Consider the following 16,298-nt stretch of genomic DNA (forward strand, 5'->3'; position numbering starts at 1 on the left):
GAGTGGAAATAATGCATTTTGAAACAGTTATCGGACTTGAAGTTCATGTTGAGCTAAAAACAGACTCAAAAATGTTCTCTCCATCACCTGCACATTTTGGAGCAGAACCTAACTCAAATACAAACGTAATTGACCTTGCGTATCCTGGCGTTTTACCTGTTGTTAATAAAAGAGCAGTAGACTGGGCAATGCGTGCGTCAATGGCTTTAAATATGGATATCGCTACAAATTCTAAATTTGACCGTAAAAACTACTTTTATCCAGATAATCCAAAAGCTTATCAAATTTCTCAATTTGATGAACCAATCGGTGAAAACGGATATATTGATATCGAAGTAGACGGCAAAACAAAACGTATTGGTATAACTCGTTTACACATGGAAGAAGATGCCGGAAAATCAACGCATAAAGATGGATATTCTTTAGTTGACTTAAACCGTCAAGGTACACCTTTAATTGAAATCGTATCTGAACCAGATATTCGTTCACCTCAAGAAGCGTATGCTTATTTAGAAAAATTACGCTCAATCATCCAATATACAGGCGTTTCAGATTGTAAAATGGAAGAAGGCTCATTACGTTGTGATGCCAATATTTCATTACGTCCATACGGTCAAGAAGAATTCGGTACAAAAGCTGAATTGAAAAACTTAAACTCATTTAACTATGTTCGTAAAGGCTTAGAATACGAAGAAAAACGCCAAGAAGAAGAATTATTAAATGGTGGAGAGATTGGCCAAGAAACACGTCGTTTTGATGAATCAACAGGTAAAACAATCTTAATGCGTGTTAAAGAAGGGTCTGACGACTATCGTTATTTCCCTGAGCCAGATATTGTACCTTTATATGTAGATGACGAATGGAAAGAACGTGTTCGTCAAACTATCCCAGAATTACCAGATGAACGTAAAGCGAAATATGTCAATGATCTAGGATTACCTGAATACGATGCACATGTTTTAACACTTACTAAAGAAATGTCTGATTTCTTCGAAGGTGCCATCGAACATGGTGCTGACGTGAAATTAGCTTCTAACTGGTTAATGGGTGGCGTAAATGAATACTTGAATAAAAATCAAGTAGAATTACAAGATACTAAATTAACACCAGAAAACTTAGCAGGTATGATTAAATTAATCGAAGACGGTACAATGAGCAGTAAGATTGCTAAAAAAGTCTTCCCTGAATTAGCAGAAAATGGTGGAGATGCAAAACAAATTATGGAAGATAAAGGCTTAGTTCAAATTTCAGACGAAGCTACATTATTAAAATTTGTTAATGAAGCATTAGATAACAATCCACAATCCGTTGAAGATTATAAAAATGGTAAGGGTAAAGCAATGGGCTTCCTAGTTGGTCAAATTATGAAAGCTTCTAAAGGACAAGCAAACCCTCAAAAAGTAAACCAATTACTAAAACAAGAACTAGATAAAAGATAAATAGTTTGATTTTCACTCCTATAACGTTTAGTGTAAACTATTCGTTGTAGGAGTTTTTTGAATATCATTCGTTTTCACGAAAAATGGTTAGAGCTATCTATGAGTGAGACAATGAATTGAAAAAAGAATGAAAAAGTCATTTATGTATTAGTTAAACGAAGCACTTTAATAAGATAATATATTGATGCCTCAGTTACGGAAATTTATCAGAGATGCTAATCAATAAATTATTAACAAGTTCTAAAAAATACTTTCAACTCGAGTGTAAATCATTTAATATTAAATATGAGTATATGAAGTCGAGGGATATGATATGAGAAAACGAGCAAGAATTATTTATAACCCGACATCTGGTAAAGAGCTTTTTAAACGAATGTTACCTGATGTTTTAATTAAACTAGAAAAAGCTGGATATGAAACAAGTGCGTATGCTACAGAGCGTGAAGGTGATGCTACGCTAGAAGCAGAGCGAGCACTTAAACAACAATATGATATCTTAATCGTAGCGGGTGGCGACGGTACGCTAAATGAAGTAGTCAATGGGATTGCTGAGCAACCTAATCGACCGAAATTAGGTGTTATTCCAATGGGTACTGTTAATGACTTTGGACGTGCGTTGCATTTACCAAATGATATTATGGGTGCGCTGGATGTGATTATTGAAGGACACAGTACTAAAGTTGATATTGGTAAAATGAACAATCGTTACTTCATTAACTTAGCTGCGGGCGGTCAATTGACACAAGTCTCATATGAAACACCAAGTAAACTAAAATCTATCGTCGGATCATTTGCATATTACATTAAAGGATTTGAAATGTTGCCGCAAATGAAGGCTGTTGATTTGAGAATCGAATATGATGACAAAGTCTTTCAAGGAGAAGCATTGCTATTCTTACTAGGATTAACTAATTCTATGGCAGGTTTTGAAAAATTAGTACCAGACGCAAAGTTAGATGATGGTTACTATACATTAATAATAGTAGAAAAAGCTAACTTAGCAGAATTAGGTCATATCATGACATTAGCTTCGAGAGGCGAACATACTAAGCATCCAAAAGTGATATATGAAAAAGCAAAATCTATTAATATTTCATCATATACAGAAATGCAATTAAATGTTGATGGTGAATATGGCGGTAAATTACCAGCTAATTTCTTGAATTTAGAAAGACATATCGATGTATTTACACCTCATGATATTCATAATGAAGAATTACTTGACCAACCAACAGTAACACCACAGATGAAGGCTGAGGATTATCAACAAAATTCAGACGAAGTATAATAAATATTTACAGAACACAAGGTTAGGATAGGCAAGCGTTTATGTCCTAACCTTTTTATATGTGGGGGAAATAAAGTGGAAACATTGAAGAAAAATGATGTACTAACAGGACAAGTCGTAGACTTAACACATGAAGGCCATGCTGTTGTGAAAATTGATAGATATCCAATATTTATCCCAAATGCGTTAATAGATGAGACGATTGAATATAAAGTTATTAAAGTAAAAAAGAACTTTGCGATTGGAAAATTAATAAAAGTGATTACTGAAAGTGATGAACGAGTGGAGCCGCCATGCATATATTATTATAAATGTGGTGGATGCCAACTACAGCATATGTCTTATCAAGCACAACTCAATATGAAAAAAGAACAGGTGGTTAATTTATTTCATAGAAAATCCAATTTTACCAATACAGTAATTAAAGATACTGTTGGCATGGAAGAGCCATGGAGATATAGAAATAAATCACAAATTCCCGTTGGTTTAAGTAAGGATCAGTTACCAATCATGGGATTTTATCGTCAACGAAGCCACGACATCATAGATATGGATAGTTGTTTAATTCAAGATCAACAACATCAACAAGTGATGAACGATGTTAAACAACTTATATCAGATTTAAATATAAGCGTTTATAATGAAAAAACTAAAAAAGGACTACTTCGTCATTTAGTAGTGAGAACAGGTCACTATACGAATCAATTAATGATTATACTTGTGACGAATGGAAAGGCATTCAAACAAGCTCAAGTTATGGTTGATGCACTAGTTCGAAAATATCCTAATGTCACTAGTATTAAACAAAATATTAATGATGCACATTCAAATGTGATTATGGGTCATCAATCTATCACGCTTTATGGTGAAGAAGAAATCAAAGATCAACTAAATGAAGTCACCTTCAATATTAGCGATCAATCATTCTATCAAATCAATTCACATCAAACAGAAAAATTATATCAACAAGCATTAGATTATGCTCAATTAACAGGCAATGAAATTGTTCTTGATACATATTGTGGTATCGGTACAATAGGTTTGTATATGGCTGAAAATGCGAAACACGTTTATGGTGTCGAAGTAGTTCCTTCTGCGATTAAAGACGCAAAACAAAATGCGACTATAAACCAATTCGAAAATACGACTTTTGTCTGTGGGAAAGCTGAAGAAGTTATTCTAGAATGGAAATCAGAAGGAATAAGACCAGATGTTGTCATGGTCGATCCGCCAAGAAAGGGTTGCGATGAAACGTTCTTAGAAACAATATTAGAACTTAATCCAAAACGTATTGTATATATATCATGTAATCCGTCTACACAACAACGTGACGCACATATACTTAGTCGTCAATATGAATTAAAAGAAATTACGCCTGTTGATATGTTCCCGCAAACAACGCATATCGAAACTGTGGCATTATTTGAAAGAAAATAATGTCATTTGATGAGAAATTTGAAGAAGTTGATTGCTAAAACAAGACGATTATTAAAATTATATTACAAGCAACTTACTTTCTTGAAAATGCCTTTAGTATCAATCATAAACAATGTATACTAAAGTTGATTTTAGAGATAAATGGAGGGTTGGTTGTGCATAAAATTAATTTGTTTCCTCATAAAATTAATATTCGTCGCTTTGTATTAATGCAGATTGTTTTAATTATGTTTGTCATATTATTTACATATAAATGGGCTTACACGGTGACACATATTATCGAACAAAATATTATATTGAACTTAGTTTATGGTTTCGCTGGATTTTTAGTTTTATTAATTCTCCATGAGATGATACATCGAGTATTATTTATATTATTTTCTAAAGGTGAAAAGCCTAAAATGAAATATAAAAAGGGAACAATGTTACTACAATTTACTGAAACTTGCTTTAACAGATGGCAATTTAGCACAATCATGTTAGCGCCTCTTGTATTAATAAGTTCGCTTTTACTTGTACTAATCAAAACTTTTGCATATTCATCGTTGATATTTATGTTTAGTATTCATATTGGTTATTGTGTGCTTGATATTTTATTAGTGTCTTTAGCACTTGCTAGTAATTTTAAATATATTCAAAAATATGATGAAGGATTATATTTATATCAACAAAAGCCAAGTCAAATGAATCATGAATAATAGTTCAACAAATAAGTCATCTTTCTTAAAAGTGGAGATGGCTTATTTTAATGCCTTAATTTAAGAGCATGAAATTCGTGAATATTTGTCATACATTTTATAATAAAAGTATGATTAAACTAAAAATGAAAGTGTGGTGAAATAATGGAAGAAAGAAGAATTATTCACATTGACATGGATTACTTTTTTGCGCAAGTGGAAATGAGAGATAATCCGAAACTAAAAGGAAAGCCGGTTATTGTTGGAGGAAAGGCAAGTAACAGGGGTGTCGTATCAACGGCATCTTATGAAGCTAGAAAGTATGGTGTGCATTCAGCCATGCCTATGTCGCAAGCACATAAATTATGTCCTAATGGTTATTACGTAACGAGCCGATTTGATGCTTATAGAGAAGCTTCTCAAAAAATTATGGATATATTTCGGAGTTATACTGAAATTGTAGAACCTTTATCTTTAGACGAAGCTTATTTAGATATTACACATTTAGTAAGACCTGATTTACCAGCTTCTAAAATAGCCAATTTTATTCGAAGAGATATATTAGAACAAACTGAATTAACAGCCTCTGCAGGAGTGTCTTATAATAAATTTTTAGCCAAATTAGCGAGCGGTATGAATAAACCTAATGGCCTTACAGTGATAGATTATAATAATGTGCATGACATTTTAATGGGTTTGGATATTGGTGAATTTCCAGGTGTTGGAAAAGCATCTGAAAAAGTCATGCATGATAATCAAATTTTTAACGGTCAAGATTTATATAATAAGGATGAATTTGAGTTAATACGTTTGTTTGGAAAAAGGGGTAGGGGTTTATACAATAAAGCAAGAGGTATCGATCATAATGAGGTAAAATCGACCCGTATACGTAAATCTGTAGGAACAGAACGTACTTTTGCGACAGATGTAAATGATGATGACGAGATATTAAGAAAGGTTTGGGAATTATCTGGAAAAACGGCTGAAAGATTAAATAAATTACAAAAATCAGGTAAAACGGTTACTGTTAAAATTAAGACGTATCAATTTGAGACGTTATCAAAGCAAACCAGTTTAAGAGATCCAGTTAATTCAGAAACAGATATTTATAATATTGCCTACTCACTTTATACTGATTTGAAAAATCCTGAAGTGCCTATACGATTAATAGGTGTTACAGTAGGTAACCTAGAACAATCAGCATACCGCAATATGACTATATATGACTTTATATAACGGGCTAGTAATGTATGATATTTAATACATTATTAGCCTTTATCTTTTAAATCTTTGCCATAGATATTTAACATGCTATGTAAATCATCATAATGTTTTAATAATCTATATGTGATCATTGCACAAGCTTTCGCATCATTTAGTGCGTCATGATGCCCATGAAAATCAAGTTGATAAAAGTCCATCATATGTTTTAAGCCATAGCGATGTGATTGAACTGTTCGCTTAGCCAATTGATATGAACAAAAATATGTTAGATGAGGAGTTTCAAGTCCAATGTCTTGAATACTTTGATGGAGTACATTCATATCAAATGCAGCATTATGTGCAACGACTGGAAGTTGATCGATAAACTGCATCATATAGGGAAATACATATGAAAAATTTGGAGAAGATGCCACATCTTCTGGGTATATACCATGCACATTAATATTTTGTTCAGAGAAATAATCATTCGGATTGACCAAAGTATGAAAGGTTTCTGTAATTTGGCTATCTATTACTTTAACCATACCTACTGAACAAATGCTAGTACGTTTACCGTTAGCAGTTTCAAAGTCTAGTGCAACAAATGCATTCTCACTCATTGTGCCACTCCTTTCTATCAATAATCATAAAATATATTTTAATATATCAAAGCTATAATGGATAGTAAAAGGGAAAGACTTAACATTTATAAAACATTCATTTTAAGGCGCGTATATGTGGAAGTCATTGTTGAAATTCAATAAAAAAACTGCCAATCAACTTTAAACGTTAATTGACAGCTCTTCTATAAATGATAAATGACTTATCTAATTATATATTGAATTATTCTTCGTCAAATGTACGAGTAGCTAATTCTTTTTCATATAAATATAGCGTATTGCAGTCATCACCAATACGGTTTAGGTAATCGATATGAGTTTCGAACATTGATTCTTCCTCAACTTGTTCATCTAAGAACCAATTTAAGAAAGAGATTGTTGCGTAATCTTTATCTTTATGTGCGATTTCTGATAGATTGTAGAAACGTTTTGTTACATCTTGTTCTTGAGCTAGACCGTCTTTGAATGTTTCTAAAATAGAATTAAAGTCTACTTTTGGTGCTGGTAATGCTGTGAATTTCGCATGGCCACCACGGTCATTAATATAATCATAGATTTTTTTACCATGGAATCTTTCTTCTTTAGCTTGTTGAATGTAGAAGTTTGCAAATCCTTCGTATGATTGAGAATCGCAATAAGATGCCATTGCCATATATGCGTGAGCAGCAAAATACTCGTGATTCATTTGTTCATTTAATGCTTCTAATAATTCTTTATTTAACATAGTATTCACCTCATATGAAAATTTTCATTTTCTTTCTCTGTTGACTAAAATGAGTATAACAAACTTATTCTCATTCGTAAATAATAATTATTATAATCTGGAGTGCATTTTTATCTTTTTAATTGAGAATCTTTTTAGTTATACCCTCTGCATGTTATAATTATGCGAGTGAATAGTAATAGGGAGGAAACAAATGAGACAATGGACTGCAACCCATTTAGCGAAGGTAGCGCGCAAGGCCAGTAGAGCCGTGGGTAAAAATGGAACTGACTTACCAGGTCAAATCGCACGTAGAGTGGACCAAAATATATTAAGAAAATTATCAGAACAAGTTGATGATATTGTCTTCATAAGTGGTACAAACGGTAAAACAACAACATCTAACTTAATTGGACATACATTAAAGGCCAACCAAATTGATATTATTCATAACAATGAAGGTGCCAATATGGCAGCAGGTATTACGTCTGCCTTTATTATGCAAACAACAAAGCAAACTAAAATTGCAATTATTGAAATAGACGAAGGCTCTATACCGAGAGTACTTAAAGAAGTAACACCATCTATGATGGTATTTACAAACTTCTTCAGAGATCAGATGGACCGTTTTGGTGAAATAGACATCATGGTCAATAATATCGCTAAATCAATTAGTGATAAAGGTATCAAATTATTATTAAATGCGGATGATCCATTCGTTAGCCGACTTAAGATTGCAAGTGAGACTCGAGTTTATTATGGTATGAAAGCACATGCTCATGAATTTGAACAAAGTACAATGAATGAAAGTAGATATTGTCCTAACTGTGGCCGTTTACTTAAATATGATTACATACATTATAATCAAATTGGTCATTATCATTGTGAATGCGGCTTTAAACGTGAACAACCTAAATATGAAGTATCTTCTTTCGAAACGTCACCATTCCTTAAATTAAATATAGGAGAGGCAACGTTTAATATGAAGATTGCTGGTGATTTTAATGCATATAATGCACTTGCAGCATATACTGTGTTAAGAGAATTAGGATTAAATGATACATCTATTCAAAAAGGATTTGAAACATATACATCTGACAATGGTCGTATGCAGTATTTTTCATTAAATCAAAAAGAAGCGATGATTAACTTAGCTAAAAATCCAGCTGGAATGAATGCAAGTTTATCAGTCGGCGAACAATTAAAAGGACGTAAAGTATATGTTATCAGTTTAAATGATAATGCTGCGGATGGTAGAGATACGTCATGGATTTATGATGCGGACTTTGAAAAACTAAGTAATCAAGATATTGAAACGATTATCGTTACAGGTAATCGTGCTGAAGAATTACAATTAAGATTAAAATTAGCTGAAGTGGATGTACCTGTTATCCTTGAAAGGGATATATATAAAGCAACTGCTAAAACAATGGACTTTACAGGGTTTACAGTAGCGATTCCTAACTATACTTCATTATCACCGATGCTAGAACAATTGAATCGTTCTTTTGAAGGAGGACAATCATAATGAATCACGAATTAACGATTTATCATTTTATGTCCGATAAATTAAATTTATATAGCGATATTGGCAATATTATTTCATTAAAAATAAGAGCCAAAAAAAGAAATATTAAAGTGAATGTTGTAGAAATTAATGAAACAGAGGGTGTAACCTTTGATGATTGTGACATCTTCTTTATTGGCGGGGGAAGTGACCGTGAACAATCACTAGCTACAAAACAATTGAGTAAAATTAAAACCCCATTAAAAGAAGCAATTGAGGATGGTATGCCTGGATTAACTATATGTGGTGGATATCAATTTCTAGGAACTAAATATATTACACCAGATGGTACAGAGTTAGAAGGTTTAGGTATTTTAGATTTTTATACTGAATCTAGAGAAGACCGATTAACAGGTGATATCATTATCGAAAGTGATACATTTGGAACTATTGTTGGCTTTGAAAATCACGGGGGAAGAACTTATCATCAATTTGGTACTCTAGGTCGAGTGACACATGGTTATGGTAATAATGATACGGATCGTAAAGAGGGTATTCATTATAAGAATTTACTAGGAACTTATTTACATGGTCCTATTTTACCTAAAAACCATGAAGTAACTGATTATTTATTAGAGAAAGCTTGTGAAAGAAAAGGTATTCCGTTTGAACCCAAAGAATTAGATAATACTGAAGAAGAAGCAGCCAAACAAGTTTTAATAGATCGTGCAAATAAAAGTAAATAACATAAAAGAAGAGGTTGTGACTTTTGTAACGAGTCGCAACCTCTTTCTATTTTATTATGCATAACGATGGTCTAATATTTTATAGATTAACAATATTTCGTATATAAGATGACTTTTAATTTGATTTTGGTCAAATTCTTCTAGTTGTTTAACTGAAGATTTTAGTGTTGAAGCGGATTGTCGCTCACGTCTAAATGTACCATCACATAGGATTTGGCTAATACTTGTACTGATTTTTAGAATTGCCATTTTTTCTTCAGGTGTAAAGAATACGTGTGCATCTTTAGGTAAATATATAATGTTTGCTAAATGGGTCATCAGTAATCGATTAGTATAAGCTCTATTAGTTAATTTATTTAGTTTTTTCCAATCGTCTGCCTTGTTCTGATGATAAGTAAGTTCATCACGTTGATAGCCAGTTAGCATATCAATTTTTTGGTTTAAATTACTGATTCGGATAATCTTTTTATTACTTTTATCCGATTGAAAGCGACCAAGCAACAATTCATGACACCGTTGATTAAATAGTGCGTACATTTTTTCTTCAGAATCGTAAAGATGATCTTCTAACTGATTATAATATTTAGGTGGTAAAATCATAAAATTGACTAGACCTGCTGTCACTAAACCAATTAAGGCGGTTAGTAAACGTGAAAAGAAGTTAAATACATACGCTTCATGTATACCTGGTATCATTGCAACTGACGTTAATACAGCGACCGTTGTACCTACCTGTAAATTCAGTTTAGTACAGGCTAAAATTGTCAATGTTGCACTTAATGCATAAGCAAATGGTGACTGATCCCCAAATATAAAAGTAAATACAACTGCAAATAATGCGCCAATAACTGTAGCAGGTAAACGGCGATACCCTTTTTTAATTGAGGCCTTAGCAGTAGGTTCAATTGTTACAATTGCAGTTAATATGGCAAATATTGGTGTAAGATTTAATAACATACAAAAGACAGTCGTAAAAAATGTAGCTAAACCTGTCTTGATAGTGCGAGCACCAATAAGATTTTTATACCATTTTTCATTCAACATGTTGTCCCCCTTGAAAAGGGAATTTTTAAAACGATTTACGGTTTTACAAATTCTCTTTCTTAATCAAACAAAATAAAGTCATTTCAATGCATTCATGTTTAGTATATCAAAAAATTTTTGCTATAATAAGATAGAATAATAAATAAAAAGGAACGGGATAAAAATGATTGTAAAAACAGATGAGGAATTACAAGCTTTAAAAGAGATTGGCTATATTTGTGCAAAAGTTAGAGACACAATGCAAGCCGAGACTAAACCAGGTGTTACGACAAAAGAGTTAGACAATATTGCTAAAGTGTTATTCGAAGAACATGGTGCAATTTCAGCGCCAATTCATGATGAGAATTTTCCAGGACATACATGTATCAGTGTCAACGAAGAAGTAGCACATGGTATACCTGGAAAACGTGTGATTCGTGAAGGTGACTTAGTTAATATTGACGTTTCTGCATTGAAAAATGGCTATTATGCCGACACAGGTATTTCATTTGTGGTAGGAGAAGCAAGTGATCCTATGAAACAAAAAGTGTGTGATGTTGCTACAATGGCATTTGAGAATGCAATGGCTAAAGTAAAACCAGGTACAAAGTTGAGTAATATTGGTAAAGCTGTACACGCAACAGCACGTCAAAATGATTTAACAGTTATTAAGAACCTAACAGGTCATGGCGTTGGTCAATCATTACATGAAGCGCCTAATCATGTCATGAACTATTATGATCCTAAAGATAAAACACTTTTAAAAGAAGGACTTGTGATTGCAGTTGAACCATTTATTTCTTCTAAAGCAACATTTGTGACTGAAGGTAAAAATGAATGGGCATTTGAAACAAGAGATAAAAGTTACGTTGCACAAATAGAACATACTGTCATTGTCACAAAAGAAGGCCCTTTATTAACAACTAAAATTGAAGATTAAAGTATTATCATCCTTTAGATCGTATAGTCATTCATTTTACATAGACTAGGACTAAAGGACTAACAAGATATGGTTCCGGAGCCTATTACTGATGGTTTCGGAATTGTTTTATAATAGAACCTAATCAAGGGTGAGGTGGTTCTATGAATTACATGGAGATTTACTTAAATAAAATATTTAAAACATCATTACAATACAACATTGATGATTATAAAATGAAATTAGACAAAAAATTGAAAAGTATTGAAGATTATATCGCTTATTTAAATGAAAAGCGAATGCAACTTAAAAAGCTAATTGACAGTCTTTCATTAGCATTAGAGAATAAATATATAGATATAGCAGATTTATATAATATTAGATGTGCATAAGAAGTACATGATAATGAAATTGCATCATTAAGAAATCATTTAAATCAAATTGAAGCGTATTGTGCTCAAATTGAAACTAAAATAAGTGAACAAGCAAAAGAGAAAATGACTATCGAAAAAGAATGTCATTTAATTCAATATATGAGTGCTGTGGCATAGAAAGGTGGCGAATCATGACACATAAATATATATCAACAGAATTGTTGATAGTTTTTACAGCATTAATGATTATTGCTAATTTTTATTATATATTCTTTGAAAAAATAGGCTTTTTACTCGTTTTACTTTTAGGGTGCGTATTAGTCTATGTAGGATATATTTATTTTCATAAAGTACGAGGGTTGTTATCCTTTTGGATTGGTACTTTGTTAATTGCATTCACCTTACTTTCTAATAAATATACAATTATCATATTGTTTATATTTTTATTAATATTAATTGTAAGGTACTTAATTTATAAATTTAAACCATTAAAAGTAACAGCAACTGAAGAAGAAGTTACGTCGCCAGCATTTATTAAGCAGAAATGGTTTGGTGAACAACGTACACCAGTATATGTATATAAGTGGGAAGATGTTCAAATCCAACATGGAATCGGGGATATTCATATTGATTTAACTAAAGCTGCAAATATTAAAGATAACAACACAATTGTTGTTAGACATATATTAGGTAAAGTACAAGTGATTGTGCCATTAAATTATAATATTAATATCCATGCGACGGCATTTTATGGTTCCGCATATATTAATGAAAAATCATACAAGATAGAGAATAATAATATTCATGTTGAAGAAAAGACAAAAGAAGAAAATTATACAGTTAATGTCTATGTATCAACATTTATTGGCGACGTAGAGGTGATATATAGATGAATCACTATATAAGAGCCATTGGGTCAATGCTGATATTGATATATAGTATGTTAACGGCATTCTTATTTATTGATAAAGTTTTTGTTAACATCATTTACTTTCAAGGCATGTTTTATACACAAATTTTCGGTATTCCAGTGTTCTTATTCTTAAATATTATAGTTATATTATTATGTATTATAGTCGGATCAGTTCTAGCATATAAAATTAATCAACAGAATGATTGGATTAAAACTCAAATTGAGCGATCAATTGAAGGGAAAACAGTTGGTATTAATGACCAAAATATTGAATTGTATAGTGAGACTTTAGAAATATATCATACACTCGTTCCATTAAATCAAGAGTTACATCGATTAAGAATGAAAACACAAAATTTAACTAACGAAAATTACAATATGAATGATGTTAAAGTTAAAAAAATTATTGAAGACGAGCGACAACGTTTAGCAAGAGAATTACACGATTCTGTAAGTCAACAACTATTCGCTGCAAGTATGATGTTATCAGCAATTAAAGAAACACAGTTAGAACCACCATTAGATCAACAAATACCTGTACTCGAAAAAATGATTCAAGATTCTCAACTTGAAATGAGAGCGTTGTTACTTCATTTAAGACCGCTAGGATTAAAAGATAAATCATTAGGTGAAGGAATTAAAGATTTAGTCATTGACCTTCAAAAGAAAGTTCCAATGAAAGTAGTACATGAGATTCAAGAATTTAAAGTACCAAAAGGAATAGAGGATCATTTATTCAGAATTACACAAGAAGCAATTTCAAATACTTTGAGACATTCTAATGGTACAAGAGTAACGGTTGAATTATTTAATAAACAAGATTATTTATTGTTACGTATACAAGATAATGGTAAAGGTTTTAATGTAGACGAGAAACTTGAGCAAAGTTATGGATTAAAGAATATGCGTGAACGTGCACTAGAAATTGGTGCTACTTTCCATATCGTTTCATTACCAGATTCTGGTACACGTATTGAAGTTAAAGCACCATTAAACAAGGAGGATTCGTATGGCGATTAAAGTATTGTTTGTAGACGACCATGAGATGGTTAGAATAGGTATTTCAAGTTACTTATCAACACAATCTGACATTGAAGTAGTGGGAGAAGGTGAGTCTGGGAAAGATGCAATTGCAAAGGCACATGAGTTACAACCAGATTTGATTCTAATGGATTTACTTATGGATGATATGGATGGTGTAGAAGCGACAACAGAAATTAAAAAGGATTTACCACACATTAAAGTTGTGATGCTTACAAGTTTCATTGAAGATAAAGAAGTGTATCGAGCTCTAGATGCTGGTGTAGATAGTTATATCTTAAAGACCACAAGTGCTAGTGATATCGCAGAAGCGGTTCGTAAAACATATCATGGTGAATCGGTATTTGAACCAGAAGTATTAGTTAAAATGCGTAACAGAATGAAAAAACGTGCTGAGCTATACGAAATGTTAACAGATAGAGAAATGGAAATTTTATTGTTAATTGCTAAAGGTTATTCTAATCAAGAGATTGCTAGTGCATCTCATATTACAATAAAAACAGTAAAAACTCATGTAAGTAATATTCTAAGTAAATTAGAAGTTCAAGATAGAACACAGGCAGTCATTTATGCATTCCAACATAACTTAATTCAATAATTATAAAAAAGGCCAGGTGGATGATATATCAATTCCACTTGGCCTTTAATTTAATGATTAAGAATGTTTATCTTCAGAATCATTATTTTTAATTTTATTAACGATTTTATCTTTCATCGTACTTTGATCTTCTTGATACTTGTCTTTAGCATTTTTATCAATATTATAATCTTCATCTTTACCTATTTCACGATGATCATTATATTCATATGTTGTATCTTCGTTGTAATGGTTTTGGTTATTATCATCATGTTTCAATGCAGCTTCTTCTGGCGTTTCACCTTTAATCACATGACGTTGGTGAATAATCGCATTGATTTCAGCACCTATAATGATGATGAAACTTGTTAAGTATAACCAAATTAGTAAAATAATGATACCTGCGATACTACCATATGTTTTAGAATAATTACCAAAGTTAGAAATATACCAACCAAATGCAAATGATCCTAGTAACCAAATGATAGAAGTAAAGATAGCACCTGGTAATACAGATAGAATTTTTGTTTTAACATTAGGTGCTACTGAATATAACACGATAAATAAAACTAAAATGATGATAAGTGGTAATACCACTCTTATTAAATTGAATACCCATTTTACTTCAGAATCTAAGCCTAAAGGTCCGAATAAGTAATGACTTATAGCAGAACCTAACGTTGGTAATGCCATTGCGATAGCAAAAACAACGCCCATCACAACTGTAAATACAACGCTTAGAAGTTTTAGTAAAATGCCGTTACGACTATCTTCAACATCGTAAGCAACATTGAATGAGTTCATAATTGCTGTCATACCATTTGAAGCTGACCAAATTGCTAAGATCAAACCGACAGATAGTAAGCCACCACTTGAGTTCTTCGTTACATCGCCAATGACACCTTTTATGATTGATGATGTTTCAGAAGGTGCACTGCTTAACATATTAGTAATTTGGCTTTGTTCAATATTAAAGAATGGTAACAATGTTAATAAGAAAATTAACATAGGGAACATTGCAAGAACGAAATGATAAGTCATTTGTGCTGCTAATCCTGAAGCATCATCTTTGCCAATTCTATAAACTAAATAAGAAAAGAAATTTGAATTCTTTGTATATTTAGCAGGTTTGTTCAATCTTGATAAGAAGAAAACTTGGTTATCTTTCTTAGGTTCCTTAGATTGAAATTCTTGTGGTTCAATATATGTACGGTCTACTTTAATTTTATTATCACTATTTTTGTCATCCTTATGCTCTTCATATTCTTTAGCAGAGTTAAGGAATTTGGAACTTGTTTTTTCTTTCTTTGACATAACAATCTCCTTTAGTCCTTTGACATGGAATTTTAAATGCAATTTTATTTTAATATTAGTTGTAAAGAAAGGGAGTGAGAAAGAACTCATTTGGAAATGAATTCTTAAACTCACCCCCGTATTAATGGAGTGGGACAATTATAATAGAAGTGTTTCACTATTTAAAATAGCTAGATTACGTATTGGCGATAAGCCAACATTCAATTAAATTGTCCATTTGGCATTCCATTACTTACCAATACGTTCATTTTTTCTATTAACAAATGTGTCTTTAGCATCTTTAATAGAACGTTCTAATTCTGGATTGTTACGACGAATTTCTTCGATAACATCTTTCCAATACATTACTTCATCTTTAATGCTACTAACTTTAGAAGGTTTTTGAGATTTTTTGCCTTCTTTAACATTAGAGAATGATTGTTTTAATGAATTACGAGTTGATTTATCAGCTAATGTTGCTGCGCCACCGATAACAGCGCCTAATAATACACCAGGAATGAATTTGTTTTCCATAATA

The 16,298-nt window shown here is 31.9% G+C and carries 16 protein-coding genes and 1 pseudogene; 12 read left to right on the forward strand and 5 right to left on the reverse strand.

Annotation, left to right across the window (positions count from 1 at the left end):
* Nucleotides 1-11: 11 nt before the first annotated feature.
* The 5 genes from gatB to dinB all read left to right on the forward strand — a co-directional run bounded on the left by gatB (nucleotide 12) and on the right by dinB (nucleotide 6,077).
* Nucleotides 12-1,439: an Asp-tRNA(Asn)/Glu-tRNA(Gln) amidotransferase subunit GatB gene (gene gatB / locus JX000_RS04340; protein ID WP_124227748.1), complete on the forward strand. Its 1,428-nt coding sequence runs from the start codon at nucleotides 12-14 to the stop codon at nucleotides 1,437-1,439.
* Between the two features lie 313 nt (nucleotides 1,440-1,752).
* Complete coding sequence (locus JX000_RS04345) at nucleotides 1,753-2,727, forward strand: diacylglycerol kinase (protein WP_002452276.1); 975 nt, start codon at nucleotides 1,753-1,755, stop codon at nucleotides 2,725-2,727.
* 75 nt (nucleotides 2,728-2,802) lie between these two features.
* Nucleotides 2,803-4,164, forward strand: a complete 1,362-nt coding sequence (gene rlmD, locus JX000_RS04350; protein WP_049423347.1) for a 23S rRNA (uracil(1939)-C(5))-methyltransferase RlmD — start codon at nucleotides 2,803-2,805, stop codon at nucleotides 4,162-4,164.
* 155 nt (nucleotides 4,165-4,319) lie between these two features.
* A complete protein-coding gene (locus JX000_RS04355) occupies nucleotides 4,320-4,862 on the forward strand; it encodes a DUF3267 domain-containing protein (RefSeq protein WP_049423345.1) in 543 nt (180 codons plus the stop codon).
* A gap of 144 nt (nucleotides 4,863-5,006) precedes the next feature.
* On the forward strand, nucleotides 5,007-6,077 hold the full coding sequence (dinB, locus tag JX000_RS04360) for a DNA polymerase IV (protein WP_206140928.1): 1,071 nt from the start codon (nucleotides 5,007-5,009) through the stop codon (nucleotides 6,075-6,077).
* Between the two features lie 32 nt (nucleotides 6,078-6,109).
* On the opposite strand, the gene JX000_RS04365 is transcribed toward dinB, so the two are convergent.
* Both JX000_RS04365 and ftnA read right to left on the reverse strand, forming a co-directional pair.
* Nucleotides 6,110-6,664, reverse strand: coding sequence for a 3'-5' exonuclease (locus JX000_RS04365; protein ID WP_124227747.1), 555 nt, complete (start codon nucleotides 6,662-6,664; stop codon nucleotides 6,110-6,112).
* A gap of 223 nt (nucleotides 6,665-6,887) precedes the next feature.
* Nucleotides 6,888-7,388, reverse strand: a complete 501-nt coding sequence (ftnA, locus tag JX000_RS04370) for an H-type ferritin FtnA (RefSeq protein WP_002452281.1) — start codon at nucleotides 7,386-7,388, stop codon at nucleotides 6,888-6,890.
* A 193-nt stretch (nucleotides 7,389-7,581) separates the two neighbouring features.
* Here ftnA and murT point away from each other — a divergent pair, with 193 nt between their 5' ends.
* The gene (gene murT / locus JX000_RS04375) at nucleotides 7,582-8,895 is read left to right on the forward strand and encodes a lipid II isoglutaminyl synthase subunit MurT (protein WP_206140929.1); all 1,314 of its coding nucleotides are present in this window, start codon (nucleotides 7,582-7,584) and stop codon (nucleotides 8,893-8,895) included.
* Nucleotides 8,895-9,620 (forward strand): lipid II isoglutaminyl synthase subunit GatD, encoded by a 726-nt coding sequence (gatD, locus tag JX000_RS04380; RefSeq protein ID WP_206140930.1) that lies wholly within the window; start codon nucleotides 8,895-8,897, stop codon nucleotides 9,618-9,620. The genes murT and gatD overlap by 1 nt, the downstream gene beginning before the upstream one ends.
* 54 nt (nucleotides 9,621-9,674) lie before the next feature.
* Here the strand turns inward: gatD and JX000_RS04385 are convergent, their stop codons facing one another.
* Nucleotides 9,675-10,664, reverse strand: a complete 990-nt coding sequence (locus JX000_RS04385) for an FUSC family protein (RefSeq protein WP_171970102.1) — start codon at nucleotides 10,662-10,664, stop codon at nucleotides 9,675-9,677.
* A gap of 163 nt (nucleotides 10,665-10,827) precedes the next feature.
* On the opposite strand from JX000_RS04385, the gene map reads away from it, so the two are divergent.
* The 5 genes and pseudogenes from map to vraR all read left to right on the forward strand — a co-directional run bounded on the left by map (nucleotide 10,828) and on the right by vraR (nucleotide 14,488).
* Complete coding sequence (gene map, locus JX000_RS04390) at nucleotides 10,828-11,583, forward strand: type I methionyl aminopeptidase (protein ID WP_124227744.1); 756 nt, start codon at nucleotides 10,828-10,830, stop codon at nucleotides 11,581-11,583.
* A gap of 143 nt (nucleotides 11,584-11,726) precedes the next feature.
* A pseudogene (locus JX000_RS04395) lies at nucleotides 11,727-12,113 on the forward strand (DUF2543 family protein).
* 14 nt (nucleotides 12,114-12,127) lie between these two features.
* Nucleotides 12,128-12,829, forward strand: a complete 702-nt coding sequence (vraT, locus tag JX000_RS04400) for a cell wall-active antibiotics response protein VraT (protein ID WP_002452287.1) — start codon at nucleotides 12,128-12,130, stop codon at nucleotides 12,827-12,829.
* Nucleotides 12,826-13,869, forward strand: a complete 1,044-nt coding sequence (gene vraS, locus JX000_RS04405; protein ID WP_206140931.1) for a sensor histidine kinase VraS — start codon at nucleotides 12,826-12,828, stop codon at nucleotides 13,867-13,869. Before vraT ends, vraS begins: the two co-directional genes overlap by 4 nt.
* Nucleotides 13,859-14,488, forward strand: coding sequence for a response regulator transcription factor VraR (vraR, locus tag JX000_RS04410; RefSeq protein ID WP_002452289.1), 630 nt, complete (start codon nucleotides 13,859-13,861; stop codon nucleotides 14,486-14,488). The genes vraS and vraR overlap by 11 nt, the downstream gene beginning before the upstream one ends.
* 57 nt (nucleotides 14,489-14,545) lie before the next feature.
* On the opposite strand, the gene JX000_RS04415 is transcribed toward vraR, so the two are convergent.
* Together JX000_RS04415 and JX000_RS04420 are read right to left on the reverse strand one after the other, a co-directional pair.
* Nucleotides 14,546-15,781 (reverse strand): YihY/virulence factor BrkB family protein, encoded by a 1,236-nt coding sequence (locus tag JX000_RS04415; RefSeq protein ID WP_107532731.1) that lies wholly within the window; start codon nucleotides 15,779-15,781, stop codon nucleotides 14,546-14,548.
* Between the two features lie 228 nt (nucleotides 15,782-16,009).
* A complete protein-coding gene (locus JX000_RS04420) occupies nucleotides 16,010-16,294 on the reverse strand; it encodes a YtxH domain-containing protein (protein ID WP_002466132.1) in 285 nt (94 codons plus the stop codon).
* Nucleotides 16,295-16,298: the final 4 nt, after the last annotated feature.

This window comes from Staphylococcus sp. SB1-57 (genome assembly GCF_017086425.1).
Taxonomy (GTDB): domain Bacteria; phylum Bacillota; class Bacilli; order Staphylococcales; family Staphylococcaceae; genus Staphylococcus; species Staphylococcus warneri_A.

Excerpts from the sequence above, each read along its gene's own strand:
- gatB (WP_124227748.1), top strand. The coding sequence starts at position 12 with ATGCATTTTGAAACAGTTATCGGACTTGAAGTTCATGTTGAGCTAAAA.
- JX000_RS04345 (WP_002452276.1), top strand. The coding sequence starts at position 1,753 with ATGAGAAAACGAGCAAGAATTATTTATAACCCGACATCTGGTAAAGAG.
- dinB (WP_206140928.1), top strand. The coding sequence starts at position 5,007 with ATGGAAGAAAGAAGAATTATTCACATTGACATGGATTACTTTTTTGCG.
- JX000_RS04365 (WP_124227747.1), bottom strand. The coding sequence starts at position 6,664 with ATGAGTGAGAATGCATTTGTTGCACTAGACTTTGAAACTGCTAACGGT.
- ftnA (WP_002452281.1), bottom strand. The coding sequence starts at position 7,388 with ATGTTAAATAAAGAATTATTAGAAGCATTAAATGAACAAATGAATCAC.
- murT (WP_206140929.1), top strand. The coding sequence starts at position 7,582 with ATGAGACAATGGACTGCAACCCATTTAGCGAAGGTAGCGCGCAAGGCC.
- gatD (WP_206140930.1), top strand. The coding sequence starts at position 8,895 with ATGAATCACGAATTAACGATTTATCATTTTATGTCCGATAAATTAAAT.
- JX000_RS04385 (WP_171970102.1), bottom strand. The coding sequence starts at position 10,664 with ATGTTGAATGAAAAATGGTATAAAAATCTTATTGGTGCTCGCACTATC.
- map (WP_124227744.1), top strand. The coding sequence starts at position 10,828 with ATGATTGTAAAAACAGATGAGGAATTACAAGCTTTAAAAGAGATTGGC.
- vraT (WP_002452287.1), top strand. The coding sequence starts at position 12,128 with ATGACACATAAATATATATCAACAGAATTGTTGATAGTTTTTACAGCA.
- vraS (WP_206140931.1), top strand. The coding sequence starts at position 12,826 with ATGAATCACTATATAAGAGCCATTGGGTCAATGCTGATATTGATATAT.
- vraR (WP_002452289.1), top strand. The coding sequence starts at position 13,859 with ATGGCGATTAAAGTATTGTTTGTAGACGACCATGAGATGGTTAGAATA.
- JX000_RS04415 (WP_107532731.1), bottom strand. The coding sequence starts at position 15,781 with ATGTCAAAGAAAGAAAAAACAAGTTCCAAATTCCTTAACTCTGCTAAA.
- JX000_RS04420 (WP_002466132.1), bottom strand. The coding sequence starts at position 16,294 with ATGGAAAACAAATTCATTCCTGGTGTATTATTAGGCGCTGTTATCGGT.